We start from the raw sequence: 20,060 nt of genomic DNA on the forward strand, positions 1-20,060 counted from the left end.
ATGAGTAGTAAAGCATGAATTATAGGACGATCAGGGCCAGCAGTCCCCACGCCGCGCGCAGGGTGAACGGGGCTTTATTGACTTGTGCGCGCTTTTTCCTGCTCGATCCAGTCCACCACGGGACCGACGGCGTCCAGGCCGGACAGGCTTTTCGCCACGCCCAGGTTCAGTGAAATCAGGAAAGAAATGCTGTCGACGGGAATGTCCGGGCAGTATTCGGCAAACGCGGCGCGAAAACGCTCCGATTGCAGCACGCGCAAGACTTTCTCACCGCTCATGAATTGCAGCACGCTGGCAATGCTGTGCCCGCCACCCAGCGAGTGGTAGATAAAACGGTTGTACTTCGCGTCGATCTGCTTGAAATCGAGGGTTTCCTCCGTCATCAGGCCGGCCAGGTAGTACAGCCCCAGGCTGACGCGGAAGAAACCGATGGCTTCGGCACTGGTCATGCCGGCGCGCGCCACGGCCAGTACCTTGTCCTGCATCGCCTGATCGATCGTTTGCATTGCGCTCTCCCGCGCCGTCCGCCGGCGCCCACCGGGCCAGCTTGCATGAAGATGCTGTTTTTTTCAATAGACCAAACGATATTTCCACCTTGCAAGTTACATTTTTTGCATGCTACTCTCGTTCTTCACCGTTAAATGGATGAAGCACATGATTGAGGTCAAGCACCTGGCAAAACGTTTCCGCATGCCGCCCCACAAAGGCAAGGCCGTGCACGTCAGCGATCCGCGCGAACATGAGGGCTGGTTTCACGCCGTGCGTGACGTCAGTTTCAGCTGCGCTCCCGGCGAAGTGCTGGGCCTGCTGGGCCCGAATGGCGCCGGCAAGACGACCACCCTGCGCCTGCTGTCGACGGCCTTGCAAGCGGACGCGGGCAGTGCCCTCGTCAACGGCGTCGACGTGCTGCGCCAGCCGCTGGTGGCGCGCCAGAGCATCGGTTTCCTGTCCGGTTCGACAGGCTTGTATGGCCGCCTGACGGCGCGCGAGAACGTGGAATATTTTGGCCGCCTGCATGGCATGCCGGCCGACAAGCTGAAACACCGCTGCGACGAACTGTTTTCCCTGCTGCAGATGGAGGAATACGGCGGCAAGCGGGCCGATCAATTGTCGACGGGCATGAAACAGAAGTGCGCGATCGCCCGCACCGTCGTGCACGAGCCGCAGGTGGTGATCCTCGACGAGCCGACCTCGGGCCTGGACGTGATGTCGGCCAAGATCCTGCTCGACTTCATCGCCAGCTACAAGGCGCTGCGCGTGCCGCTGATCTTTTCCACGCACCACCTGCACGAGGTGGAAAAGCTGTGCGACCGCGTCTGCATCATCAACCGCGGCACCACCGCCTTCAATGGCACGGTCAACGAACTGCGCCACCTGGGCGGCAGTACCGATCTGTACGACGCCTTTGTCAGCGTCATCAACCAGGGAGCCTGAGCCATGTGGACCATTTATCTGAAAGAGTTGCTGGAACTCACGCGCGACCGCAAGACGCTGATCTTCACCATCCTCATCCCCATCTTTGCCATGCCGCTGATCTTTGGCGGCTTTGCTTATGTTTCAAGCAATATGTTCAAGAACGCGAAGACGGCGGAAATGCGCTACGCGCTGTTCGGCAAGGACCATTCGCCGGGCTTGAGCGGGCGTTTTGCCCAGCAGCACAACCTGCGCGAAGTGCCGCTGGCCAGCGAGGGCGACATCCGCCGCGCCATCGGCGACGACACGATCAAGTTCGCCGTCGTCATTCCGCCCCGGTTTGAAGAGGCGCTGCAGCAACAGCAGCAAGCCAAGGTAGTGCTGCACTACAACAGCGCCAGCACGGTCGACGTGACGCAGCAGCGGGTGCGCGAGATCGTCGAGGCGTATAACGCCAGCCTGCGCGAAAGCGCGCTGTCGGCCCTGAACCTGAGCCCGGCCCAGCTGGCCTTTGCCCTGCACCCCATCGTGCTCGATAAGCAGTCGACGGCCAACGAGCGCGAGCAGATGGGCGCCATCGTCGGCGGCATGCTGCCCTATCTGCTGCTGATGGTGTGCCTGACGGCGGCCATGTATCCGGCCATCGACCTGGGCGCGGGCGAAAAGGAACGGGGCACCCTGGAAACCCTGCTGCTGGCGCCCGTGCCGCGCAGCGCCATCGTGCTGGCCAAGTTCCTCGTGCTGTTTACGGTGGGCATGACCTCGGCCGTGCTGATGGTGGGCAGCATGGGCGCCCTGCTGGCCTTCTTCGGCAGTTCGCTCGAAGGCAACATGGCCGTCATGGTGCGCAGCATCGGCTTGCCCGACCTGGCCATGGTGACCCTGATGCTGGTGCCGACGGCCGCCATCTTCGCTTCGCTGCTGCTGTCGATCTCGATCTATGCGAAAAGCTACAAGGAAGCGGCCGGCATGATCACGCCATTGATGCTGTTCGTCATCCTGCCCACGGTGGCGGCCATGCTGCCCGGCGTCGAACTGAACTGGATGTGGGCCATGGTGCCGCTGACCAACGTGTCGCTGGCCATGAAGGAACTGGTCAAGGGCACCATGGATTACCGCATGTTCGGCGTCATCCTGGCCTCGACCACGGTGATCGCGGGCGCCCTGCTGATGCTGTGCCGCTGGTGGTTCAATCGCGAATCCGTACTCTTCCGCAACTAGACCCGCGAACAAGGGCGAAGCGGGGTGCCGTCCACCCCGCTCAGCTGCACTCTGGGCACGCGAAAATGCCGTGTATCGCATGCAACTGCCCAGTACGTCTTAAATTCAATACAATGCCAGCATAGAGAAGCCCTGCACCATCGGGCTGCAACGCATGAGTTAGGAGTTGTATGGAATTGCAGATTCGCAAATTGTCGAAGACCTACGCGAATGGCGTGGTGGCGCTGGATAACGTGTCGCTGACGATACCGCCCGGGATGTTTGGCTTGCTGGGCCCGAATGGCGCCGGCAAGTCGACTCTGATGCGCACCCTGGCCACCTTGCAGGAATGCGATTCCGGCTCCATTTTCTTCGGCGACTACGACGTGCTTGACGACAAGGACGAGATCCGCCGCATGCTGGGCTACCTGCCGCAAGACTTCGGCCTGTACCCGAAAGTGACGGCCTACGAGCTGCTCGACCACTTCGCCACCTTGAAAGGCCTGTCGCAACGGGCGCGCCGGCGCGAGGTCGTCGATGGCCTGTTGCAGCAAACCAATTTGTTCGACGTGCGCCACCAGCGCCTGGGCAGCTTTTCCGGCGGCATGCGCCAGCGCTTCGGCATCGCGCAAGCCCTGCTGGGCGACCCGAAACTGATCATCGTCGACGAGCCGACGGCCGGCCTCGACCCGCAGGAGCGGGTCCGCTTCCATAATCTGCTGTCCGACATCGGCGAAGACAAGACGGTAATCCTGTCGACCCATATCGTCTCCGACGTGGCCGACCTGTGCGCCAACATGGCCATCATCAACAAGGGGCATTTACTGCTGTGCGGCAAGACTCAGGAACTGATCGACGAAGTCAGCTGCAAGATCTGGGCGCGCTTTGTCGAAAAGAAAGAGCTGGCCAGCTTCCAGCAACGCCACGCCGTCATTTCCACGCGCTTGCTGTCGGGCCGCACCTTGATCCACGTTTACAGCGACGACGATCCGGGCGATGGCTTCGAGGAAGCCATCGGCGACCTGGAAGACCTGTATTTCGCCACCATTGCCGGGCGCCACCGCGTCGCCCCGCAATGCGACTGAGGGGGCGGCCATGTTTGCCATCGCCCGCTTTGAAGCGCGACAGCGGCTCAAGCTGCTGTCCACCTGGGTGTATTTCGTCATGTTCCTGGCGCTGGCCATGCTGTGGATGGCTGCGGCCGGAGGCGTCTTCAAGGAAGCGAGCATCAGTTTCGGCGGCAAGTTCCTGATCAACGCGCCCCGCTCGCTGGCATTTACGTGCAGCCTGCTGGGCTGTTTCGGCGCCGTGGTGGTGGCCGCCATGATGGGCCGCTCGGTGCAGCAGGATTTCGAGTACGGCATGCAGCATTTCTTCTTCAGCGCACCGATCAAGAAGTACCAGTACGTATTCGGCCGCTTCCTCGGTGCTTATCTGGTACTGGCCGTGGTGTTTTCCAGCATCGTCATCGGCGCCTGGCTGGGCGCCTGGCTGCCCGGCATCGATCCGGAACGGCTGGGACCGCAACGGGCGCTGGCCTATCTGATGCCCTACGTCTTTACGCTGCTGCCGAACCTGTTCATCTTTGGCGCCATCTTCTTCGTCATCGCGGCCCTGACGCGGCGCATGCTGCCCGTGTACATCAGCTCGGTGGTCATGCTGATCGGCTACCTGGTGGCGCCCTCGCTGGCGCGCGACCTCGACTACAAGACCCTGGCCGCCCTGATCGACCCCTTCGGCACCACGGCACTGATACGCCTGACGGAGTACTGGCCGAATGCGGAGCGCAACACGCGCCTGCTGACCCTGGAGGGCGTGTACCTGCTGAACCGCGCCATCTGGTCCGGCTTCGCCTTGGTGGCCTTGCTGCTCGGCTACTGGCGCTTCCAGTTCCACGCGACGACGGACGCGGGCGCCGGCAAGCGCCGCAGCGAAGGCGACGTGCCGCTGCGCCTGTCGAACGCTTCGCTGTCGACGCAGGAAACACCGGACTTCGCGCAGCGCAACCTGGCCGCCCTGCTCGTCAAGATGAGCTGGCTGAACCTGCGCGAAACCATCAAGAACATCTATTTTGTCGTCATCGTGCTGGCCGGCGTGCTGACCATGTACGCGGGCGCGCTGGACATGGGCTCCATCTACGGCACGAATACATATCCGGTGACGGAAAAGGTGCTGGACATGGTCAGCGCCTCGTTCGCCCTGTTCATGCTGATCATTACCACCTTCTATGCGGGCGAACTGGTGTGGCGCGAACGCGAGGCGGGCACGTACCTGATGCTCGACGCCCTGCCCGTGCCGAACTGGCTGCCCCTGCTGTCGAAACTGTTTGCGCTGATCGGCCTGCAAGCCTTGCTGAGTCTGGTCATCATGCTGTGCGGCATGTCGATCCAGGTCTTCAAGGGTTATTACCGCCTCGACCCCGGCCTGTACCTGGAATCGCTGTTCCTGTCGCACCTGCCGTCCTACGCGCTGATCGCCGTGCTGGCCATCTTCCTGCAGGTATTGATCAATCACAAATACCTGGCGTATTTCGCCATGATTCTGTACCACATCGCCAGCATCAGCTTTTCCTCGCTGGGCCTGGGCGATCCGCTGCTGCTGTACGGCAACACGCCAGGCTTCGTGTATTCGGCCATGAACGGCGCCGGCCACTATCTGCTGCGCGAGCGCTGGTACTTGCTGTACTGGAGCGGCGCGGCCGTCATGTTGACGGTGCTGTCGCTGCTGTTCTGGCCCCGCGGCGCTCAGGACAGCTGGCGCATCCGCCTGCGCCTGGCGCGCCACGGCCTGACGCAGGGCGTGCTGGCCAGCTTTGCCGGCGGCGCCCTGCTCTTCGTCGGCGCCGGCGCGGTGCTGTTCTACGTCTTCCACGTGGCCAACGATTACAAATCCGACTACGCCCGCGATGCGGACCGCGCCAGTGTCGAGCGCCAGTACCGCAAGTTTGCCACCACGCCACAGCCGAGAATCACCGACGTGAAACTCGACGTGGCCATCTACCCGGCGCAGCGCAGCCTCACCGTCACGGGCCGCTATGTGCTGCAAAACAAGACCAGCTTGCCGATCAGCCACATTTTTGTGCAGCAAGACCCGACCGCCACCATGCGCCTGCGTTTCGATGCGCGCGTGCATCCCGGCCTCGATGACGGCAAGCTGGGCTTTTACAGCTACCGCCTGGCCGCGCCGCTGGCGCCGGGCGCCACCCTGGGCCTCGATTTCGACGTCCGCTATGCGCCATGCGGCATCTTCGGCCTGGGCCAGGATACGCCCGTGGTGGCCAACGGCACCTTCTTCACGAATGCCGTGCTGCCGCACATCGGTTACCAGCCGCAGCAGGAACTGACGGACCCGCGCGACCGCAAGAAACATGGCTTGCCCGCGCGCGAACGGGCCTTGCCGCGCGACGATGCGAAGGGACTGGCCGACAATTACGTCAGTAACGACGCCGACCGCATCAACTTTGACGCCACCGTCAGCACCGTCGACGGCCAGACGGCCATCGCGCCGGGCATGCTCGACAACGACTGGATCGCCAAGGGCCGCCATTACTTCCATTACACGATGGAACAGCCGATCCTGAATTTCTATGCGTTCCAGTCGGCCCGCTACGCCGTCAAGCACGAGCGCTGGCAAGACGTGGCCATCGACGTGTATTACCACCCTGGCCATGAATACAATCTCGATCGCTTCGTGCGCGGCAGCAAGGAAGCGCTCGAGTACTACTCGAAAAACTTCGGCCCCTACCAGCACAAGATCCTGCGCATCGTCGAATTCCCCCGCTACGCCACGTTTGCGCAATCGTTCCCGAACACGATTCCATATTCGGAAGGGCTGGGCTTCATCGCCAGGGTCGACGACAAGAACCCGAAGGACATCGATTATCCGTTCTACGTCACGGCGCATGAAGTGGCGCACCAATGGTGGGCGCATCAATTGGTGGGCGGCAATACAAGGGGCGCTACCGTGCTCAGCGAAACCCTGGCCGAATATTCGGCCCTGATGGTGATGAAGAAAAGCGTGGGGCCGGCCAAGATGCGCCGCTTCCTGCGCTATGACCTGAATCAATACCTGATGGGACGCAGCGAAGAGCGCAAGAAGGAATTGCCGCTGGCCGAGAATGAAAACCAGGCCTACATCCACTATCACAAGGGCAGCCTGGCCATGTACTTGCTGCAAGACATCATCGGCGAAGACAAGGTCAACGGCGTGCTGCGCGAGCTGCTCAAGACCTATGGCCAGAAAGGCCCGCCGTATGCCAGCGTAACGGCCCTGGTCCAGGGCTTGCGCCAGGTCACGCCGCCCGAGCAGGCTTACCTGATCGATGACCTGTTCGAAAAAATCGTGCTGTTCGACAACCGCGCCCTGTCGGCCACGGCCACCAAACGCAGCGATGGCAAGTACGCCGTCACCGTCAAGGTGCAGGCCAGCAAATTGACGGCTGGCGAACAGGGAGAGGAACACGACGCACCCCTGCACGACTGGATCGAGATCGGCGTCGACGACGCGAATGGCCATCCGCTGCTGCGCGAACGCCTGCGCATGACGGCGCGAGAAGCGAGCTATACCGTCATCGTCGGCAGCCGACCCGGCAAGGCGGGCATCGATCCCGACAACAAGCTGATCGACCGCAAGCCCGATGACAATATGGTCACCGTTGACATCGCCGAACCATGACAAAAAATGGCCACCCTGAACAGGTGGCCATTTTTTTCAGTGTCAGGCGTTCATCAAGCCTCGGCGCAGCGCGTCACCAGGCTCAGGCTGATGCCCATTTCCGTCAGGTGCTGCATGTCGGCCAGGGTCAGGTCGAGCGGCGTGTCGACCGTGTCGTCGCCGCTCAGTTCCAGTTGCAGCTCGGCAACGATGCGCGGCATGGTGAAGCTGACGCCACGCGAGCGGCATTCGGCCAGGTAGCTGCGTATGCGCGAGGGCAATACTTGCGATTTGGGCGCCTGCGCGATCAGCACTTCAAAACCGGAATCGAGATGCACGCGGCCCGCGCCCTTCGCCTCGCCCTTGCGCCATTGCCGTTCAGGATCCGTGGGCAAGACTTCGAGGATGGATTTGAGCGTGGGGTCGTCCCCATGCACCGACAGCTTCGCCATATTCATATTGCAAGACTTTCTAGTCAGGACGCCGCCAGGAAGGCGGCGCGATCATCAGACCGACAAGTCTACGCATGGAAGGCAAATATGTCCATACGGCAATATTTGGTATCCCACTCTAATTTGTGCTGCATCAACAGCAGGCGGAACATACTTGTTCCGCCTGCAACATCCGCTTACACGGTCACGCCACGCGCCTGCAAGGCGGCCCGCACGCCGGCGCCGTAGGCCGCATCGGCCCGCTCGAAATGCCCGAGCTGACGCTGCAAGGTTTCCGTCCGCACCTGGCTCAACGGGCCAGCCAGGTTGTCGAACAGGTTTTGCTTCGCCTGGGCGGACATCAAGCGGAACAGATTACCGGCTTGCGTAAAGTCATCTTCCACGCCGCGACCATCGTAGCGCGCCGCGCCGCCATCGAGCGCCAGCGCCCCCTCACCGTGGCCCAGCCCTTGCGGCTGCGTGCCTGCCGCCGCCACGTTCGCGTAATTGCGCGCTGCGCCGCCGTTGTGGATCGCCATGCCGCCATCGCGCTGCTGGTTGTGGAAGGGACAGCGGGCCGCATTCACGGGCAGATGCTGGTGGTTGGTGCCGACCCGGTACAGCTGGGCGTCGTGGTAGGCGAACAAGCGACCTTGCAGCATCTTGTCCGGCGAGTAACCCATGCCGGGCACGGCGTTGGCCGGCGAAAAGGCGGCTTGCTCGACTTCCGCGTGGTAGTTGTCCGGGTTGCGGTTCAGCTCGAAAATACCGACCGGCAGCAGCGGGAAGTCCGCGTGCGGCCACACTTTCGTCAGGTCGAACGGGTTCCAGCCCGTGCGCTGCTCCCATGCATCGAGTTGCTCCTGCGTCGCCACCTGCAGCTTGACTTCCCACTGCGGGAAATCGCCGCGCTCGATGGCGCCGAACAGGTCGCGCTGGGCGTAATCGGGATCGGCGCCGGCCAGGCGCCCCGCTTCCGCCGCAGGCAAATTCTTGATGCCCTGGCGCGTCTTGAAGTGCCATTTCACGTACACGCGCTGGCCGTCGGCATTGATCAGGCTATACGTGTGGCTGCCGAAGCCATCCATGTGACGGTAGCCGTCTGGCGTGCCCCGGTCCGAGAACAGCATGGTGACCTGGTGCAGGCTTTCCGGCGCATGGCTCCAGAAATCGAACATCATCTCGGCCGATTTCAAGTTGCTTTGCGGATCGCGCTTTTGCGTGTGGACGAAATCGGGGAACTTGATCGGGTCCTTGATGAAAAACATGGGCGTGTTGTTGCCAACCAAATCCCAGTTGCCCTCTTCCGTATAGAAACGCACAGCAAAGCCGCGCGGATCGCGTTCCGTGTCTGCACTGCCGCGTTCGCCGCCGACGGTGGAGAAACGGGCGAAAGTCGCCGTCTGCTTGCCCACTTCAGCAAACAATTTGGCCTTGGTGTAGCGCGAAATGTCGTGCGTGACGGTAAAGGTGCCGTAGGCGCCAGAACCTTTGGCGTGCACGACGCGCTCGGGGATACGCTCGCGGTTGAAATGCTGGAGTTTTTCGATCAGGTGAAAGTCTTGCAGCAGCAGCGGGCCGCGGGGGCCGGCACTGATGGAATTCTGGTTGTCGGCGACGGGGATGCCCGAGGCGGTACTGAATGGCGGCTGTTGGCTCATGCTGCTTTTCCTTCGTTGTTGACTAATGGAACCAGTGTAACGAGGTCAACAACAAAGGAAAAGTTAATTGATTTTATCGATCTGATAGATATTTACAATGCGCAACCTTGGGCGTCACACACGCCGCCGAGCTGCGCCTGCAACTTCGCCGGCTGGCCCAGGAAGCCGCCGATGTCGATCACGGACAATTTCCCGCTGCCATCGTCGAGCACGAAGGTGGGAAAGCCCTGCCCACCCACCTGCGCCAACAAGGCGCGGCTGGCATCGATGTGCTGCTGCGTGGCGGCGCCCGCCTGCCGCGCATACTCGGCCTCGAATGCCGCCCCATCCATGCCCAGCCCTTGCGCCAAGGTCACCAGCACGGGCACGTCGGCGATGCGCAAGCCGTCCACGTAATGGGCGCGCTGCACGCGCTGCAGCATGTCCAGGCCCTTGCCGGCCAGGACTTCCGCCGCCAGGATGGCCGTGATCGGCGGTTCGGAATCCATCATGGCCGTCGTGTCGTTCAGCAAGCCATTGACGTAGGCGTCGCCGAAGGGCTGGCCAGACAATTGCTCGATGCGCCGGTCATGCGGCAGCACATAGCCGCGCCATGCGGGCGTGATCTGGCGGCGATTGCTGCCCGTCATCATGCCGCCGGCGTGAAACGCCATCGTCAGACCTGGCACGGCGCGCGCCGCCTCGACCAGCGGCGCGGCGCCGTAGCACCAGCCGCACAGGGGATCGAAGATGTAGTGCAGTGTGGGCATGAGAGCCTCCTTGTTGCCGCTTACCATTTCATTTCACCTTTTGCCACTTTCGCGCTGGTTTCCAGTGCGCCATCCAGGCCCAGCTTCGGATAGCGCATTTTCATCGCCTCGATCAGCGCGGCCGAATTGGCGGCCTTGCCCGTTTCCGCTTCAAACGTCACCAGGTAGTCGCGCGTAAAACCGATGCTGTCCGGCGTCAGCGGCGAACCGACCTTGAAGTGGCCCGGCACGACGGTCACCGGTTTCAGGGCGGCGATGCCGTCCAGGGTCTTGAGCCAGTCCTGGCGCGATTGCAGGCTTTGCGTATCGGCCGTCCACACGTGCAAGTTGCCAAACAGCACCACGCCGCCGACGACGGCCTTGATCGATGGAATCCACACATAGGTGCGCGCTGGCGTCGGGCCGGCGATATCCAGCGACTGGCCTTCCAGGCTGATGCGCTTGCCCTTCAACGCTTCCGGAATGACGATGCCGTGCGGCGCATTGTCTTTCAGAATAGGCCCCCAGTAGGCGACTTTGGCGTCGGCCTTGCGGCGGATTTCCGCGACGGTCTCAGGCGTGGCGACGATCTTTGCCTGCGGGAACGCTGCCTTGATCACGTCGAGGCCAAAGTAAAAATCGGGATCGCTGTGGCTGATGTATACCGTCGTCAGTTTCTTGCCGCTGGCGCGGATCTTTTCCACCAGCTTTTGCGCTTCGGCGCGCGAGAATTGCGCATCGATCAGCACGGCGTCATGCTTGCCCGCGACCAGCACGGAAGCGACGGGGAAGATGGCCGCTTCGCCCGGGTTGAAGACTTCCAGGCTCAGGGGAGCGCTGGCGGCGGCCGAGGCGGCGCCGGCGGCAAACACGGTGGAAACGAGAACGCTGCTGATGGATTTGGAGAACATGATGTGCCTTCACAAGATGATTGGGATGCATGCATCTTACGTTGCTCAATTCGGCAGAAAAACCCGTAAAAGCGCAATAGTTTGTTGCTTAATTCGGATGAATCGACAACTGCCGCGCCAATGCATGCAGCCATTGCCCCGCCAGTTCGCCATGCCACACGAGCAGCACCTGCTCGCTGCAATCAACGCTGCCGGCCAGCTCGACCTGCACCAGATTGTGCGCGCGCACGGCGAAGTCGGGCAGGTAGGCCAAGGCCCGACCGGACTGCACATAGCCTAGCAGCAATTGCACGTCGTCGCTCCAGTAGCGGATGGAACGTGCCGCCACGCCGCGCCAGCCATCGGCATGGCGGCCCCGTTCCTCGCCGCACAGCAGGGAGTGCGTCGGGCTGGCAAAGGCGTGCGGCAAGATGTCCTGCATGCCGCAGCGCACGGATGCGCAGGCTGCCGGCACGCCGCGCGCCAGCACATGGCCGCGTCCGGCCGCCAGCAGCATGCGCATGCTGCCCAGCGGCGTGCTGCGCCAGCTGGCAGGCCAGTCGGCGCCGCGCTGGGCGATGGCGTCCTGCGTCACCAGGGCCGCATGGCAGTCGCCGCGCGCCAGGGCTGCCAGCGCCGCATCCTCGAACGCCGGCTGCAGCCGCACACTGGCCTGCGGATAGGCGTCCAGCGCCGCCGCCAGGGCGTCCGCGTGGCGCCACAGCAGCAAGGCGGGGCCGGCGATGCGGCCTTCGATGGCGCCCCGCTCACCCATCACGTCCAGGCGTGCCTGTTCGGCCAGCGCCAGCAAGATGCGCGCACGCTCGAGCAGCAGACGGCCGCTGTCGTTGAGCAGCAATTGCTTGCCGCTCCGGTCAAACAGGGGGGCGCCCATGTCGCCTTCCAGGCGGCGCAAGGCTTTCGACACGGCCGATGGCGTCAGGTGCAATTCCAGCGCCGCCGCACCCAGGGTCGGCTGGCGCGCGGCGCTGCAAAACACGCGCAGGTCGGCAAGGCTCATGTGCATGATGATTTCCAAATGGGACACGAAAAGTGAAAAATGGTTGCTGTACCGTTCATGATACCGCCTCTATCATCCGGGCATTCCCACTCACCGATGAAACCCATGCTGCGCACCCTCTTCCTTTCCCTCTTCCTGCTCGCCTCCAGCCTCGCCCACGCCACGCCCCTGACCTGGGGCCTGCACGGCATGGTGCTGTTTGGCGGCAAGCAAGGGCTGTATGCCTCGCACCTGCCGATGTTCCATGCGCCGCACGATTACCAGGTGGTGCTGCAAATGCGGCTGGCCGATCCCGCACTCGATGCGCGGCTGCGCCAGCAGCTCGATGGCAAGACCGCCCTGTGGACCCTCGAGCCGGAGCGCTTCGAGCTGGCGCGCCTGCTGCCGGCCGCGCCGCTGCCGCTGCGCCAGTTCCGCGCGACGGTGGTGCGCGGGCATTTCGAGAAAGATGGAAAAGCCGAACCCGGTTACGGCGCCGCCGCCATCATCGTCGAGCGCGTCCTGCTGATGCGCCGGTTGTCGCCGGCGCCAGCCAGCAACGCCAGCGCGCGCTACCTGCAGGTGGGCGACGGCACGCAGCGCTTCCTCGTCAAGCGTATCGACAGCCGCCCCGATTTCGAGCATATCGTCGCCTGGAGCAGTCCTGCTCAGGCGCCGCACGGCGACATCGTGGTGGCCAAGTCCGGCATACGGCAAACCCCGATCGCCGCCCTGCGCGCGCAGCTGGGAAAAACGGCGCGCTTGCGCGGCACGCTGTACTTTTCCACCGAGGACGTGCGCTAAAACAACACGACCGGGGGACGCGTACCGGCGTGGCCAAATGTGTCACAGCGTCATGAGGGTGTCACATTGGATTGTTATCTTGCTAGCTCTTTCAAACCTAGCCGGATGAACCACATGACACGCAGAAAAATTTCCGTCGCTGGCTGCAGCGTCGCCATCACCCTGATGCTGGCCGCCTGCGGCAGCGATGCAAAAAAAGAAGAAGTAGTGGCTGAAGCGCCGCCGAAAAACGTCATCTTCTTCCTCGGCGATGGCATGGGCCTGACCACCATGACGGCCGCGCGCATCTATTCGGTGGGCGAAGAAGGTGCGCTGACCATGGACACCCTGCCGGAAACAGCCTTCGTGAAAACCTTCTCGAACGACGCGCAAGTGACGGACAGCGCGCCGTCGATGGCCGCCTACATGACGGGCGTCAAGATGAACAATGAAGTCATCTCGATGTCGGCCAATACGGTCGCCATCGATCCTGGCACGGATGCGAACGGCAACAAGCTGGTCAACAAATGCGGCACCGGCAACGGCACGCCCGCCACCACCCTGCTGGAACTGGCCAAAGCCAAGGGCTTTGCCGCCGGCGTCGTCAGCACGGCGCGCGTGACGCACGCCACGCCGGCCGCGACCTATTCGCACATCTGCCACCGCGACCTGGAAAACGATATCGCCGCGGCCCTGGTACCGGGCGGCACGGGCTACAACAGCGCGCTGGGCACCACCGGCCTGGACGTGGTCCTCGGCGGCGGCGCACAATTCTTCAAACCGTTCAAGGATGGCGGCAAGCGTTCCGACGGCCGCGACCTGCTGGCCGAACTGAAAGCGAAGAGCTACACGGTGGCCAACACGGGCGCCGACTTCAAGGCCGTCGATGCGGCCAAGACGGAGCGTTTGTTCGGCGTGTTCACGTCCAGCCACATGAGCTACGACCTGGACCGCGATGCAGCCAAGGAACCTAGCCTGGCGGAAATGACCACCAAGGCCATGGACGTATTAGCCAAGAACAAGAAGGGTTACTTCCTGATGGTCGAAGGCGGCCGCATCGACCATGCGCTGCATGAAACGACAGCCAAGAAAGCACTGCAAGACACCGTCGCCTTCGATAACGCCATCAAGGCCGCCATCGAGAAAGCCAAACTGACCGACCCGACCCTGGCCAATACCCTGATCGTCGTCACGGCCGACCATGACCACACCCTGGTGCTGAACGGCTACGCCAAGCGCACGGGCAAGACGGCCGCCGGCAACCCTGGCGTGCTGGGCGTGGTGAAGAACTACGTCACCGGCGCGGTCGAAAAAGACCTCGATGGCGCACCGTATTCGATCATCGGCTTCGGCAACGGCGAAAACCGCACCCAGTCGAGCCGCGCCGCCATGGCCAGCCTCGATGAAACCGTCACCAGCGCCAATACCTACCACCAGGAAGCGGTGATACGCACGGCGGCAGGCAACGAAACCCACGGCGGCACCGACGTCTTCCTGGGCGCCATCGGCAAGGGTTCGGAAACCTTCCTGGGCACCATCGACAACACCAAAGTATTCGGCCTGGTCAAGACGGCCGGCGGTCTGTAATCCCCAAGAGACAAGAATTGGACAAGCATATGAAACCAGCATTGAAATCCGCCTTGAAACTGTCGCTGCTGACCACGCTCGTGGCCGCCAGCGTTGCCAGCGCCTACGCCGCCGACGCCAAGAACGTCATCTTCTTCCTCGGCGACGGCATGGGCCCGTCCGTCGTGACGGCGTCGCGCATCTACCAATATGGCGAAAACGGCAGCCTGACGATGGACACGCTGGAGCGCACGGCGCGCATCAAGACGTTCTCGAACGATGCGCAAACGACGGACAGCGCGCCATCGATGGCCGCCTACATGACCGGCGTCAAGATGAACAATGAAGTCATCTCGATGGCGCAGGAGACGATCGCCAAGGAACCGGGCCGCGACGCCAACGGCAACCTGGGCGTGGACAACTGCCCGGCCGGCGGCAAGAGCGTGCCGACCATCCTGGAACTGGCAAAAGCCAAGGGCAAGGCCGTGGGCGCCATCACCACCACGGAACTGACGCACGCCACGCCGGCGACGACGTTCTCGCACATCTGCAACCGCAATGCGCAATACGCGATCGCCGCGCAAACGGCGCCAGGCGGTGTCGGCTACAACACGGCCCTGGGCGACGGTGTCGACGTGCTGATGGGTGGCGGCCGCAACCACTTCACCCCATGGTCGGCAAGCAACAAGTATGGCCGCGCCGATGGCCGCAACCTGTTGACGGAATTTGCCGCCAAGGGCTACACCGTGGCCGCGACGAAAGCGGAAATGGCGGCGGCGCCTAGCGGAAAAAAATTCATCGGTCTGTACAGCACCCGCAGCCACCTGGAATATGAACTGGACCGCACGGCCACGCCACCGCTGGGCGAAGGCGCGACCCAGCCTAGCCTGTCGGAAATGACCCTCAAGGCCATCGACTTGCTGTCGAAAAACGCGAACGGCTATTTCCTGATGGTTGAAGGCGGCCGCATCGACCACGCCTTGCACGGCATCAACGCCAAGCGCGCGCTGACGGACACCATCGCCTTCGACGACGCCATCAAGGCCGCCATCGCCAAGATCAAGGAAACCGATCCGACCCTGGCCAATACCCTGATCGTCGTCACGGCCGACCATGACCACACCCTGGCCTTCAACGGCTATGGCAAGCGCGGCAACAATATCCTCGACATCAACCGCGGCTACAAGGATAACCAGCCGAGCAAGGATGCCGATGGCAATACATACACCACCCTGGTGTTCGGCAATGGCCCGAACCGTCCTGACCTGCGCAGCAACGTCGACAGCGCCACGGCCCTGAAAGACAATTACCTGCAAGAAACAGGCGTGCGTCTGGCCAGCGAAACCCACGGCGGCGGCGACGTCAAGCTGCTGGCCACGGGCGCCGGCGCAAAACCTTTCAAGGGCACCCTGGACAACACCAAGGTGTTTGACTTGCTGAAGGCAGCGTTCGGCTTCTGATCCACATCAACACGGTAACCCCACCGGGGCGGATGGCGTAAGCCCTCCGCCCTTCTGCACGTAAAGGCAACACCATGAAATCGTCCCTGATCGCCGTCCTCCTCGCCGCCGGCTTTGCCGCCAGCGCGCAAGCCGCCCCTGCCACGCCATCCGCTCCTGCCGACCTGGACCTGGGCATCACCTATTACAGCCGCGTCCTGACGCCGGAAGGCGTGACGCGCGAGAGCCGCTACGAAGAAAAGATGCTGCGCCGCCCAGGCCACGTGTGGGTCGAGCGCGTGCTGGCGCCGTCGACCGATGCGCATGCGGGCCACAACCATGGCGACAACAAGAAAGTGGCACTGAAAGCCACGCAGCATGAACACAAGCACTTCAATCCCGTGCTGATCCCGCGCCACGTGATGCTGGAAAAGAACACAGTGCGCGTGGAATACATCGATGCGCATGACAAGATCGTCGTCGCCATCCCCAAGGCCGAGTACGAAAACGTGAATTTCGACGGCTCGTGGGAAAACAGTTTTTATCTGCTGGACCCGAAACTGGTGGCCGCCATGCCGCTGTCGAAACAGGCATCAACCGTGACGGGCGCGCGCTGGCGCGAAGTGGAAAAGAATGGCGTGTTCCAGCGCATCCTGTGGGATGAGCAAAAGCAGATTCCCCTGGTCATCGAAAGCGGCGACCGCGCGAATACCTTCTATCGCCGGGTCGACGTCAAGCTGCAACCCACCGTCAGCAAGGTGCAGCCGTGGGCCAACCTGCAGAATTACGCGCAGCGCGAGTATTCCGACTACCTCGACTAAGCGCCAACTAAAATCGGGACGTAAAAAAAGCCAGGGACATTCCTGGCTTTTGTTTGGTTTGCGTCCGATTACTCCGCCGCTGCCGCTTTCTTCGCCGGCGCCTTCTTGGCGGCCGGCTTTTTCACGGCCGTGGCTTTCTTCGCTGGCGCTTTCTTCACGGCAGCCTTTTTGACGGCCGTTTTCTTCGCTGGCGCCGCGCCTTCTTCGCCTTCGGCCTCAACGGCTGCCGCCTTCGTCTTCGCGCCCGGCTTGGCCTTGCGCTCTTCAAACTCGAAGCTCACCTTGCCATCCTTGCCGCGCACGAGGAAAGCCTTGAACGGACGACGGGTACGCTGCGAAACAAAGCCCGGCAGCAAGTCCGTCTTGCCATCGTTGAGCAGTTTTGCCATTTGTTCCGGCAAGATTTCCTGCTGCAAGATGATGCGGCCGCTGCGGAAGTCGCACGTCTTCGGCTTGGCCACGCTGTGTTCGCACACATAGGCCAGGCCCATTTCGTACACGCCGGCATTGCACTTGGGGCAAGGTCCCACGGGCGTCTGGCCCGTGAAATCGACGCCTTCGCCATCTTCGCTCTCGTCGTTCTGGCCGAAATCGAATTCCAGCTTGAAGTTCTTGATCTCTTCATCGCGCACGATGCGCAGGATGGCGGCGAACGGACGGCCCATCTTCGAGCGGAAGCCTTGCAGCGGGCCGATGGTGCGGTCCTTCAGCAATTGCTCCACTTCGGCGATTTCGAACTGGCGCGAACCCGGCGTCTTGCTCATCGAGAATTCGCACTTGGTGCAGGCGAAACGACGGTAGTTTTCCTTTACCACGCCGCTGCAATTCGGGCATGGCGTTTCCAGCGTCGCGTAGTCGCCGGGGATCGTGTCGTTATCGTATTCCTTGGCGCGCTTGACGATGATTTGCGTCATCTGCGCGATTTCACGCATGAATTCTTCGCGCGAAATCTTGCCTTTTTCCATCTGCGACAGCTTGTATTCCCACTCGCCCGTCAGCTCCGGCGCCGTCAATTCGTTGACGCCCAGGCCTTTCAACAAGGTCATCAGCTGCGACGCCTTCGCCGTCGGAATCAGTTCGCGGCCTTCGCGGATCAGATAGCGTTCCGTCAGCAAGCCCTCGATGGTGGCCGCGCGCGTCGCTGGCGTGCCGAGGCCCTTGCCAGCCATCGCATCGCGCAGTTCGTCGTCGTCGATCAGCTTGCCGGCGCCTTCCATGGCCGACAGCAAGGTCGCCTCCGTGAAGCGCGCAGGCGGCTTGGTGACCAGGCCGTTGGCGTTGACGCTTTCCGTCTGTACTTTCTCGCCCTTGGCCACTGGCACCAGATTGCCGTTGCCATTGCTTTCCTTGTCGGCGTCCGTCGAGGCTTCCTTGCCATAGATGGCCAGCCAGCCCGGATTGGTCATGACCTTGCCTTCAGTCTTGAACTGATGGCCGGACACTTCCGTGTAGCGCGTGGTGACCTGGAATTCCGCAGGCGGGAAGAACACGGCCATGAAGCGGCGCGTGACCAGGTCGTACAATTTCTGTTCCGGCTCGGACAAATTCTTTGGCGCGATCGTCGTCGGGATGATCGCGAAGTGATCCGAGATCTTGGTATTGTCGAAGATGCGCTTGTTCGGCTTGACCCAGCCCTTGTCGATGATCTGCTTGGCGAACTGGTGGTAATTGCTGTTTTCCTTGACCGTTTCCAGCGCCTGCAGCACGGTCGGCATGTAGTCTTCCGGCAGGTGGCGCGAATCGGTACGCGGATACGTCAATACCTTGTGCTTTTCGTACAGCGCCTGGGCCAGACCCAGGGTATTTTTAGCGGAGAAGCCGAAACGCGAGTTTGCTTCGCGCTGCAGGCTGGTCAGGTCGAACAGGCCCGGCGCCATCGAGGTGGTCGGTTTCGATTCTTCCGTGACGATGCCCTGGCGGCCGCGGCAGGCGGTGGCGATCGAATCGGCAGCCGTCTTGCTCCACAGGCGCTCGGCGCGCTTCTCGGGATCGTTCTCGTCCTTCTTGAATTTCGTGTCCAGCCAGCGGCCTTCATAGATACCGGCCGCGCAAACGAATTCGGCGCGCACTTCCCAGAAGTCGCGCGGCACGAATTTTTTAATTTTATCTTCGCGTTCGACCACGATGGACAGGGTTGGCGTCTGCACGCGGCCCACGGTCGTCAGATAAAAACCGCCTTCTTTCGAATTAAACGCCGTCATGGCACGCGTGCCATTGATGCCGATCAACCAATCGGCTTCCGAACGGCAGCGGGCCGCGTCCGCCAGCGGCAGCATTTCTTCGTCGCTGCGCAGGTGCGAGAAACCGTCGCGGATGGCGCCTGGCGTCATCGACTGCAGCCACAGGCGCTTGACCGGTTGCTTGGCTTTCGCGTTTTGCGCGATCAGGCGGAAAATCAGCTCGCCTTCGCGCCCCGCATCGCATGCGTTGATGAGGGTGGTAACGTCTTTGCGTTTGATCAGCTTGTTTAATACTTTGAGGCGCGCTTCCGTCTTGGCGATCGGGTTCAGCGCGAAATACGGTGGAATCATCGGCAAGTGCGCGAAACTCCATTTGCCGCGCTTCACGTCGAATTCTTCCGGTACGGCGATCTCCAGCAAGTGGCCGACCGCCGAGGACAGGACGTATTCATCCGATTCAAAGTACTCATCGTGCTTGGTGAAGCCGCCAAGCGTCTTCGCGATATCGTTCGCGACAGAAGGCTTCTCGGCGATGATGAGGGTTTTTGTCATATTTTTTAGTCTCGAAAAATGCTCTAGGATAGTTTCAGCATGCGCATCATACAGTGCATTGCCAGGCGCCGACGCTTTTGTCTGCGCAAGGCCTTGTGACTTGTGGTCTTGTCAAGCGGCCAATGATAAGCGCCTATTGAAGAATTCGGCAAGTTATCTGCAAGCAAGAATGCGCCAGCGCAAACACAATGGGCTGGCGGGCGCGGTGCCGCAGCATATAGTAAGGGAGATGGCGCGGCAGTGGCGCCAGGTGCGGCCAAGGGCGTTTATATATTAGTGCAGCAGGCGCGGCGGCAGATCTTCATCGTCGACAAACAGGTCGTCGAACATCAGGGCGTCCGGTTCCTTGCCCTGGCTCCACAGCAGCATCAGCACGATGACTTTCAGCTTGCCCAGCGACACGGGCGCCTCGTCGAGCGCCAGCGCCCGTTCGATGACGATTTCGCGCTGCAGCGGCGACAGCACCTTGGCGCTTTCCAGGAACTGGATGAAGCCGATGGCGGCCGTGCCCAGCACGTCGCTTTCCTGCTGCACATAAAAGCGCGTGCCCGTGGAACTGGCCGTCAGGGTGTGTTCGACGCCGGCCATGGCATTTAAATCCGTCAGCCACACGAGCGCTTCGGAAATCTCCACGTCGTCGAAACCGACGGCCGACAGTTTGCGCGCCAGGACTGCCGGCTCGGGGCAGGCATCGGGGCGATAGTAAGTCTCGTAGAGGTACACCAGGATATCGAACATGGCTC

The 20,060-nt window shown here is 62.0% G+C and carries 16 protein-coding genes; 8 read left to right on the forward strand and 8 right to left on the reverse strand.

The genetic code is table 11. The features are described 5' to 3' along the window. Positions 1-74 precede the first annotated feature (74 nt). Positions 75-506, reverse strand: coding sequence for a hypothetical protein (locus CSQ93_RS22470; RefSeq protein WP_099379949.1), 432 nt, complete (start codon positions 504-506; stop codon positions 75-77). Positions 507-654: 148 nt separating this feature from the next. Here CSQ93_RS22470 and CSQ93_RS22475 point away from each other — a divergent pair, with 148 nt between their 5' ends. From CSQ93_RS22475 to CSQ93_RS22490, 4 genes are all read left to right on the forward strand, one after another. Continuing rightward, positions 655-1,434: an ABC transporter ATP-binding protein gene (locus tag CSQ93_RS22475; RefSeq protein WP_099379950.1), complete on the forward strand. Its 780-nt coding sequence runs from the start codon at positions 655-657 to the stop codon at positions 1,432-1,434. A 3-nt stretch (positions 1,435-1,437) separates the two neighbouring features. Beyond that, a complete protein-coding gene (locus CSQ93_RS22480) occupies positions 1,438-2,634 on the forward strand; it encodes an ABC transporter permease (protein WP_099379951.1) in 1,197 nt (398 codons plus the stop codon). Positions 2,635-2,804: 170 nt separating this feature from the next. Then, complete coding sequence (locus CSQ93_RS22485) at positions 2,805-3,698, forward strand: ABC transporter ATP-binding protein (protein WP_035824559.1); 894 nt, start codon at positions 2,805-2,807, stop codon at positions 3,696-3,698. A gap of 10 nt (positions 3,699-3,708) precedes the next feature. Further along, complete coding sequence (locus tag CSQ93_RS22490; protein WP_099380013.1) at positions 3,709-7,287, forward strand: ABC transporter permease/M1 family aminopeptidase; 3,579 nt, start codon at positions 3,709-3,711, stop codon at positions 7,285-7,287. Positions 7,288-7,340: 53 nt separating this feature from the next. Here CSQ93_RS22490 and CSQ93_RS22495 read toward each other — a convergent pair whose 3' ends face one another. From CSQ93_RS22495 to CSQ93_RS22515, 5 genes are all read right to left on the reverse strand, one after another. Beyond that, positions 7,341-7,724 (reverse strand): hypothetical protein, encoded by a 384-nt coding sequence (locus tag CSQ93_RS22495; protein ID WP_099379952.1) that lies wholly within the window; start codon positions 7,722-7,724, stop codon positions 7,341-7,343. A gap of 170 nt (positions 7,725-7,894) precedes the next feature. Continuing rightward, complete coding sequence (locus tag CSQ93_RS22500; RefSeq protein WP_099379953.1) at positions 7,895-9,358, reverse strand: catalase; 1,464 nt, start codon at positions 9,356-9,358, stop codon at positions 7,895-7,897. A gap of 92 nt (positions 9,359-9,450) precedes the next feature. Next, positions 9,451-10,107 carry a DsbA family protein gene (locus CSQ93_RS22505; protein ID WP_099379954.1) on the reverse strand — a complete coding sequence of 219 codons (657 nt, stop codon included), beginning with the start codon at positions 10,105-10,107 and terminating at the stop codon, positions 9,451-9,453. Positions 10,108-10,127: 20 nt separating this feature from the next. Beyond that, the gene (locus CSQ93_RS22510) at positions 10,128-10,997 is read right to left on the reverse strand and encodes an MBL fold metallo-hydrolase (RefSeq protein ID WP_199534478.1); all 870 of its coding nucleotides are present in this window, start codon (positions 10,995-10,997) and stop codon (positions 10,128-10,130) included. Positions 10,998-11,085: 88 nt separating this feature from the next. Beyond that, positions 11,086-12,003 (reverse strand): LysR family transcriptional regulator, encoded by a 918-nt coding sequence (locus CSQ93_RS22515; RefSeq protein WP_158301323.1) that lies wholly within the window; start codon positions 12,001-12,003, stop codon positions 11,086-11,088. Positions 12,004-12,102: 99 nt separating this feature from the next. On the opposite strand from CSQ93_RS22515, the gene CSQ93_RS22520 reads away from it, so the two are divergent. The 4 genes from CSQ93_RS22520 to CSQ93_RS22535 all read left to right on the forward strand — a co-directional run bounded on the left by CSQ93_RS22520 (position 12,103) and on the right by CSQ93_RS22535 (position 16,585). Then, complete coding sequence (locus CSQ93_RS22520; protein WP_233516300.1) at positions 12,103-12,780, forward strand: hypothetical protein; 678 nt, start codon at positions 12,103-12,105, stop codon at positions 12,778-12,780. A gap of 114 nt (positions 12,781-12,894) precedes the next feature. Continuing rightward, positions 12,895-14,346 carry an alkaline phosphatase gene (locus tag CSQ93_RS22525; RefSeq protein ID WP_099379956.1) on the forward strand — a complete coding sequence of 484 codons (1,452 nt, stop codon included), beginning with the start codon at positions 12,895-12,897 and terminating at the stop codon, positions 14,344-14,346. Between the two features lie 29 nt (positions 14,347-14,375). Then, complete coding sequence (locus CSQ93_RS22530; RefSeq protein WP_099379957.1) at positions 14,376-15,785, forward strand: alkaline phosphatase; 1,410 nt, start codon at positions 14,376-14,378, stop codon at positions 15,783-15,785. 74 nt (positions 15,786-15,859) lie between these two features. After that, on the forward strand, positions 15,860-16,585 hold the full coding sequence (locus CSQ93_RS22535; protein ID WP_099379958.1) for a hypothetical protein: 726 nt from the start codon (positions 15,860-15,862) through the stop codon (positions 16,583-16,585). A gap of 68 nt (positions 16,586-16,653) precedes the next feature. Here CSQ93_RS22535 and CSQ93_RS22540 read toward each other — a convergent pair whose 3' ends face one another. Together CSQ93_RS22540 and CSQ93_RS22545 are read right to left on the reverse strand one after the other, a co-directional pair. After that, the gene (locus CSQ93_RS22540; RefSeq protein ID WP_099379959.1) at positions 16,654-19,317 is read right to left on the reverse strand and encodes a DNA topoisomerase III; all 2,664 of its coding nucleotides are present in this window, start codon (positions 19,315-19,317) and stop codon (positions 16,654-16,656) included. Between the two features lie 273 nt (positions 19,318-19,590). Then, positions 19,591-20,055 (reverse strand): DUF494 family protein, encoded by a 465-nt coding sequence (locus CSQ93_RS22545; protein ID WP_099379960.1) that lies wholly within the window; start codon positions 20,053-20,055, stop codon positions 19,591-19,593. Positions 20,056-20,060: the final 5 nt, after the last annotated feature.

Source organism: Janthinobacterium sp. BJB426 (assembly GCF_002735705.1).
Taxonomy (GTDB): Bacteria; Pseudomonadota; Gammaproteobacteria; order Burkholderiales; family Burkholderiaceae_D; genus Janthinobacterium.

Coding starts and splice junctions, on each gene's coding strand:
- CSQ93_RS22470 (WP_099379949.1), bottom strand. CDS start 506: ATGCAAACGATCGATCAGGCGATGCAGGACAAGGTACTGGCCGTGGCG.
- CSQ93_RS22475 (WP_099379950.1), top strand. CDS start 655: ATGATTGAGGTCAAGCACCTGGCAAAACGTTTCCGCATGCCGCCCCAC.
- CSQ93_RS22480 (WP_099379951.1), top strand. CDS start 1,438: ATGTGGACCATTTATCTGAAAGAGTTGCTGGAACTCACGCGCGACCGC.
- CSQ93_RS22485 (WP_035824559.1), top strand. CDS start 2,805: ATGGAATTGCAGATTCGCAAATTGTCGAAGACCTACGCGAATGGCGTG.
- CSQ93_RS22490 (WP_099380013.1), top strand. CDS start 3,709: ATGTTTGCCATCGCCCGCTTTGAAGCGCGACAGCGGCTCAAGCTGCTG.
- CSQ93_RS22495 (WP_099379952.1), bottom strand. CDS start 7,724: ATGAATATGGCGAAGCTGTCGGTGCATGGGGACGACCCCACGCTCAAA.
- CSQ93_RS22500 (WP_099379953.1), bottom strand. CDS start 9,358: ATGAGCCAACAGCCGCCATTCAGTACCGCCTCGGGCATCCCCGTCGCC.
- CSQ93_RS22505 (WP_099379954.1), bottom strand. CDS start 10,107: ATGCCCACACTGCACTACATCTTCGATCCCCTGTGCGGCTGGTGCTAC.
- CSQ93_RS22510 (WP_199534478.1), bottom strand. CDS start 10,997: ATGTTCTCCAAATCCATCAGCAGCGTTCTCGTTTCCACCGTGTTTGCC.
- CSQ93_RS22515 (WP_158301323.1), bottom strand. CDS start 12,003: ATGCACATGAGCCTTGCCGACCTGCGCGTGTTTTGCAGCGCCGCGCGC.
- CSQ93_RS22520 (WP_233516300.1), top strand. CDS start 12,103: ATGCTGCGCACCCTCTTCCTTTCCCTCTTCCTGCTCGCCTCCAGCCTC.
- CSQ93_RS22525 (WP_099379956.1), top strand. CDS start 12,895: ATGACACGCAGAAAAATTTCCGTCGCTGGCTGCAGCGTCGCCATCACC.
- CSQ93_RS22530 (WP_099379957.1), top strand. CDS start 14,376: ATGAAACCAGCATTGAAATCCGCCTTGAAACTGTCGCTGCTGACCACG.
- CSQ93_RS22535 (WP_099379958.1), top strand. CDS start 15,860: ATGAAATCGTCCCTGATCGCCGTCCTCCTCGCCGCCGGCTTTGCCGCC.
- CSQ93_RS22540 (WP_099379959.1), bottom strand. CDS start 19,317: ATGACAAAAACCCTCATCATCGCCGAGAAGCCTTCTGTCGCGAACGAT.
- CSQ93_RS22545 (WP_099379960.1), bottom strand. CDS start 20,055: ATGTTCGATATCCTGGTGTACCTCTACGAGACTTACTATCGCCCCGAT.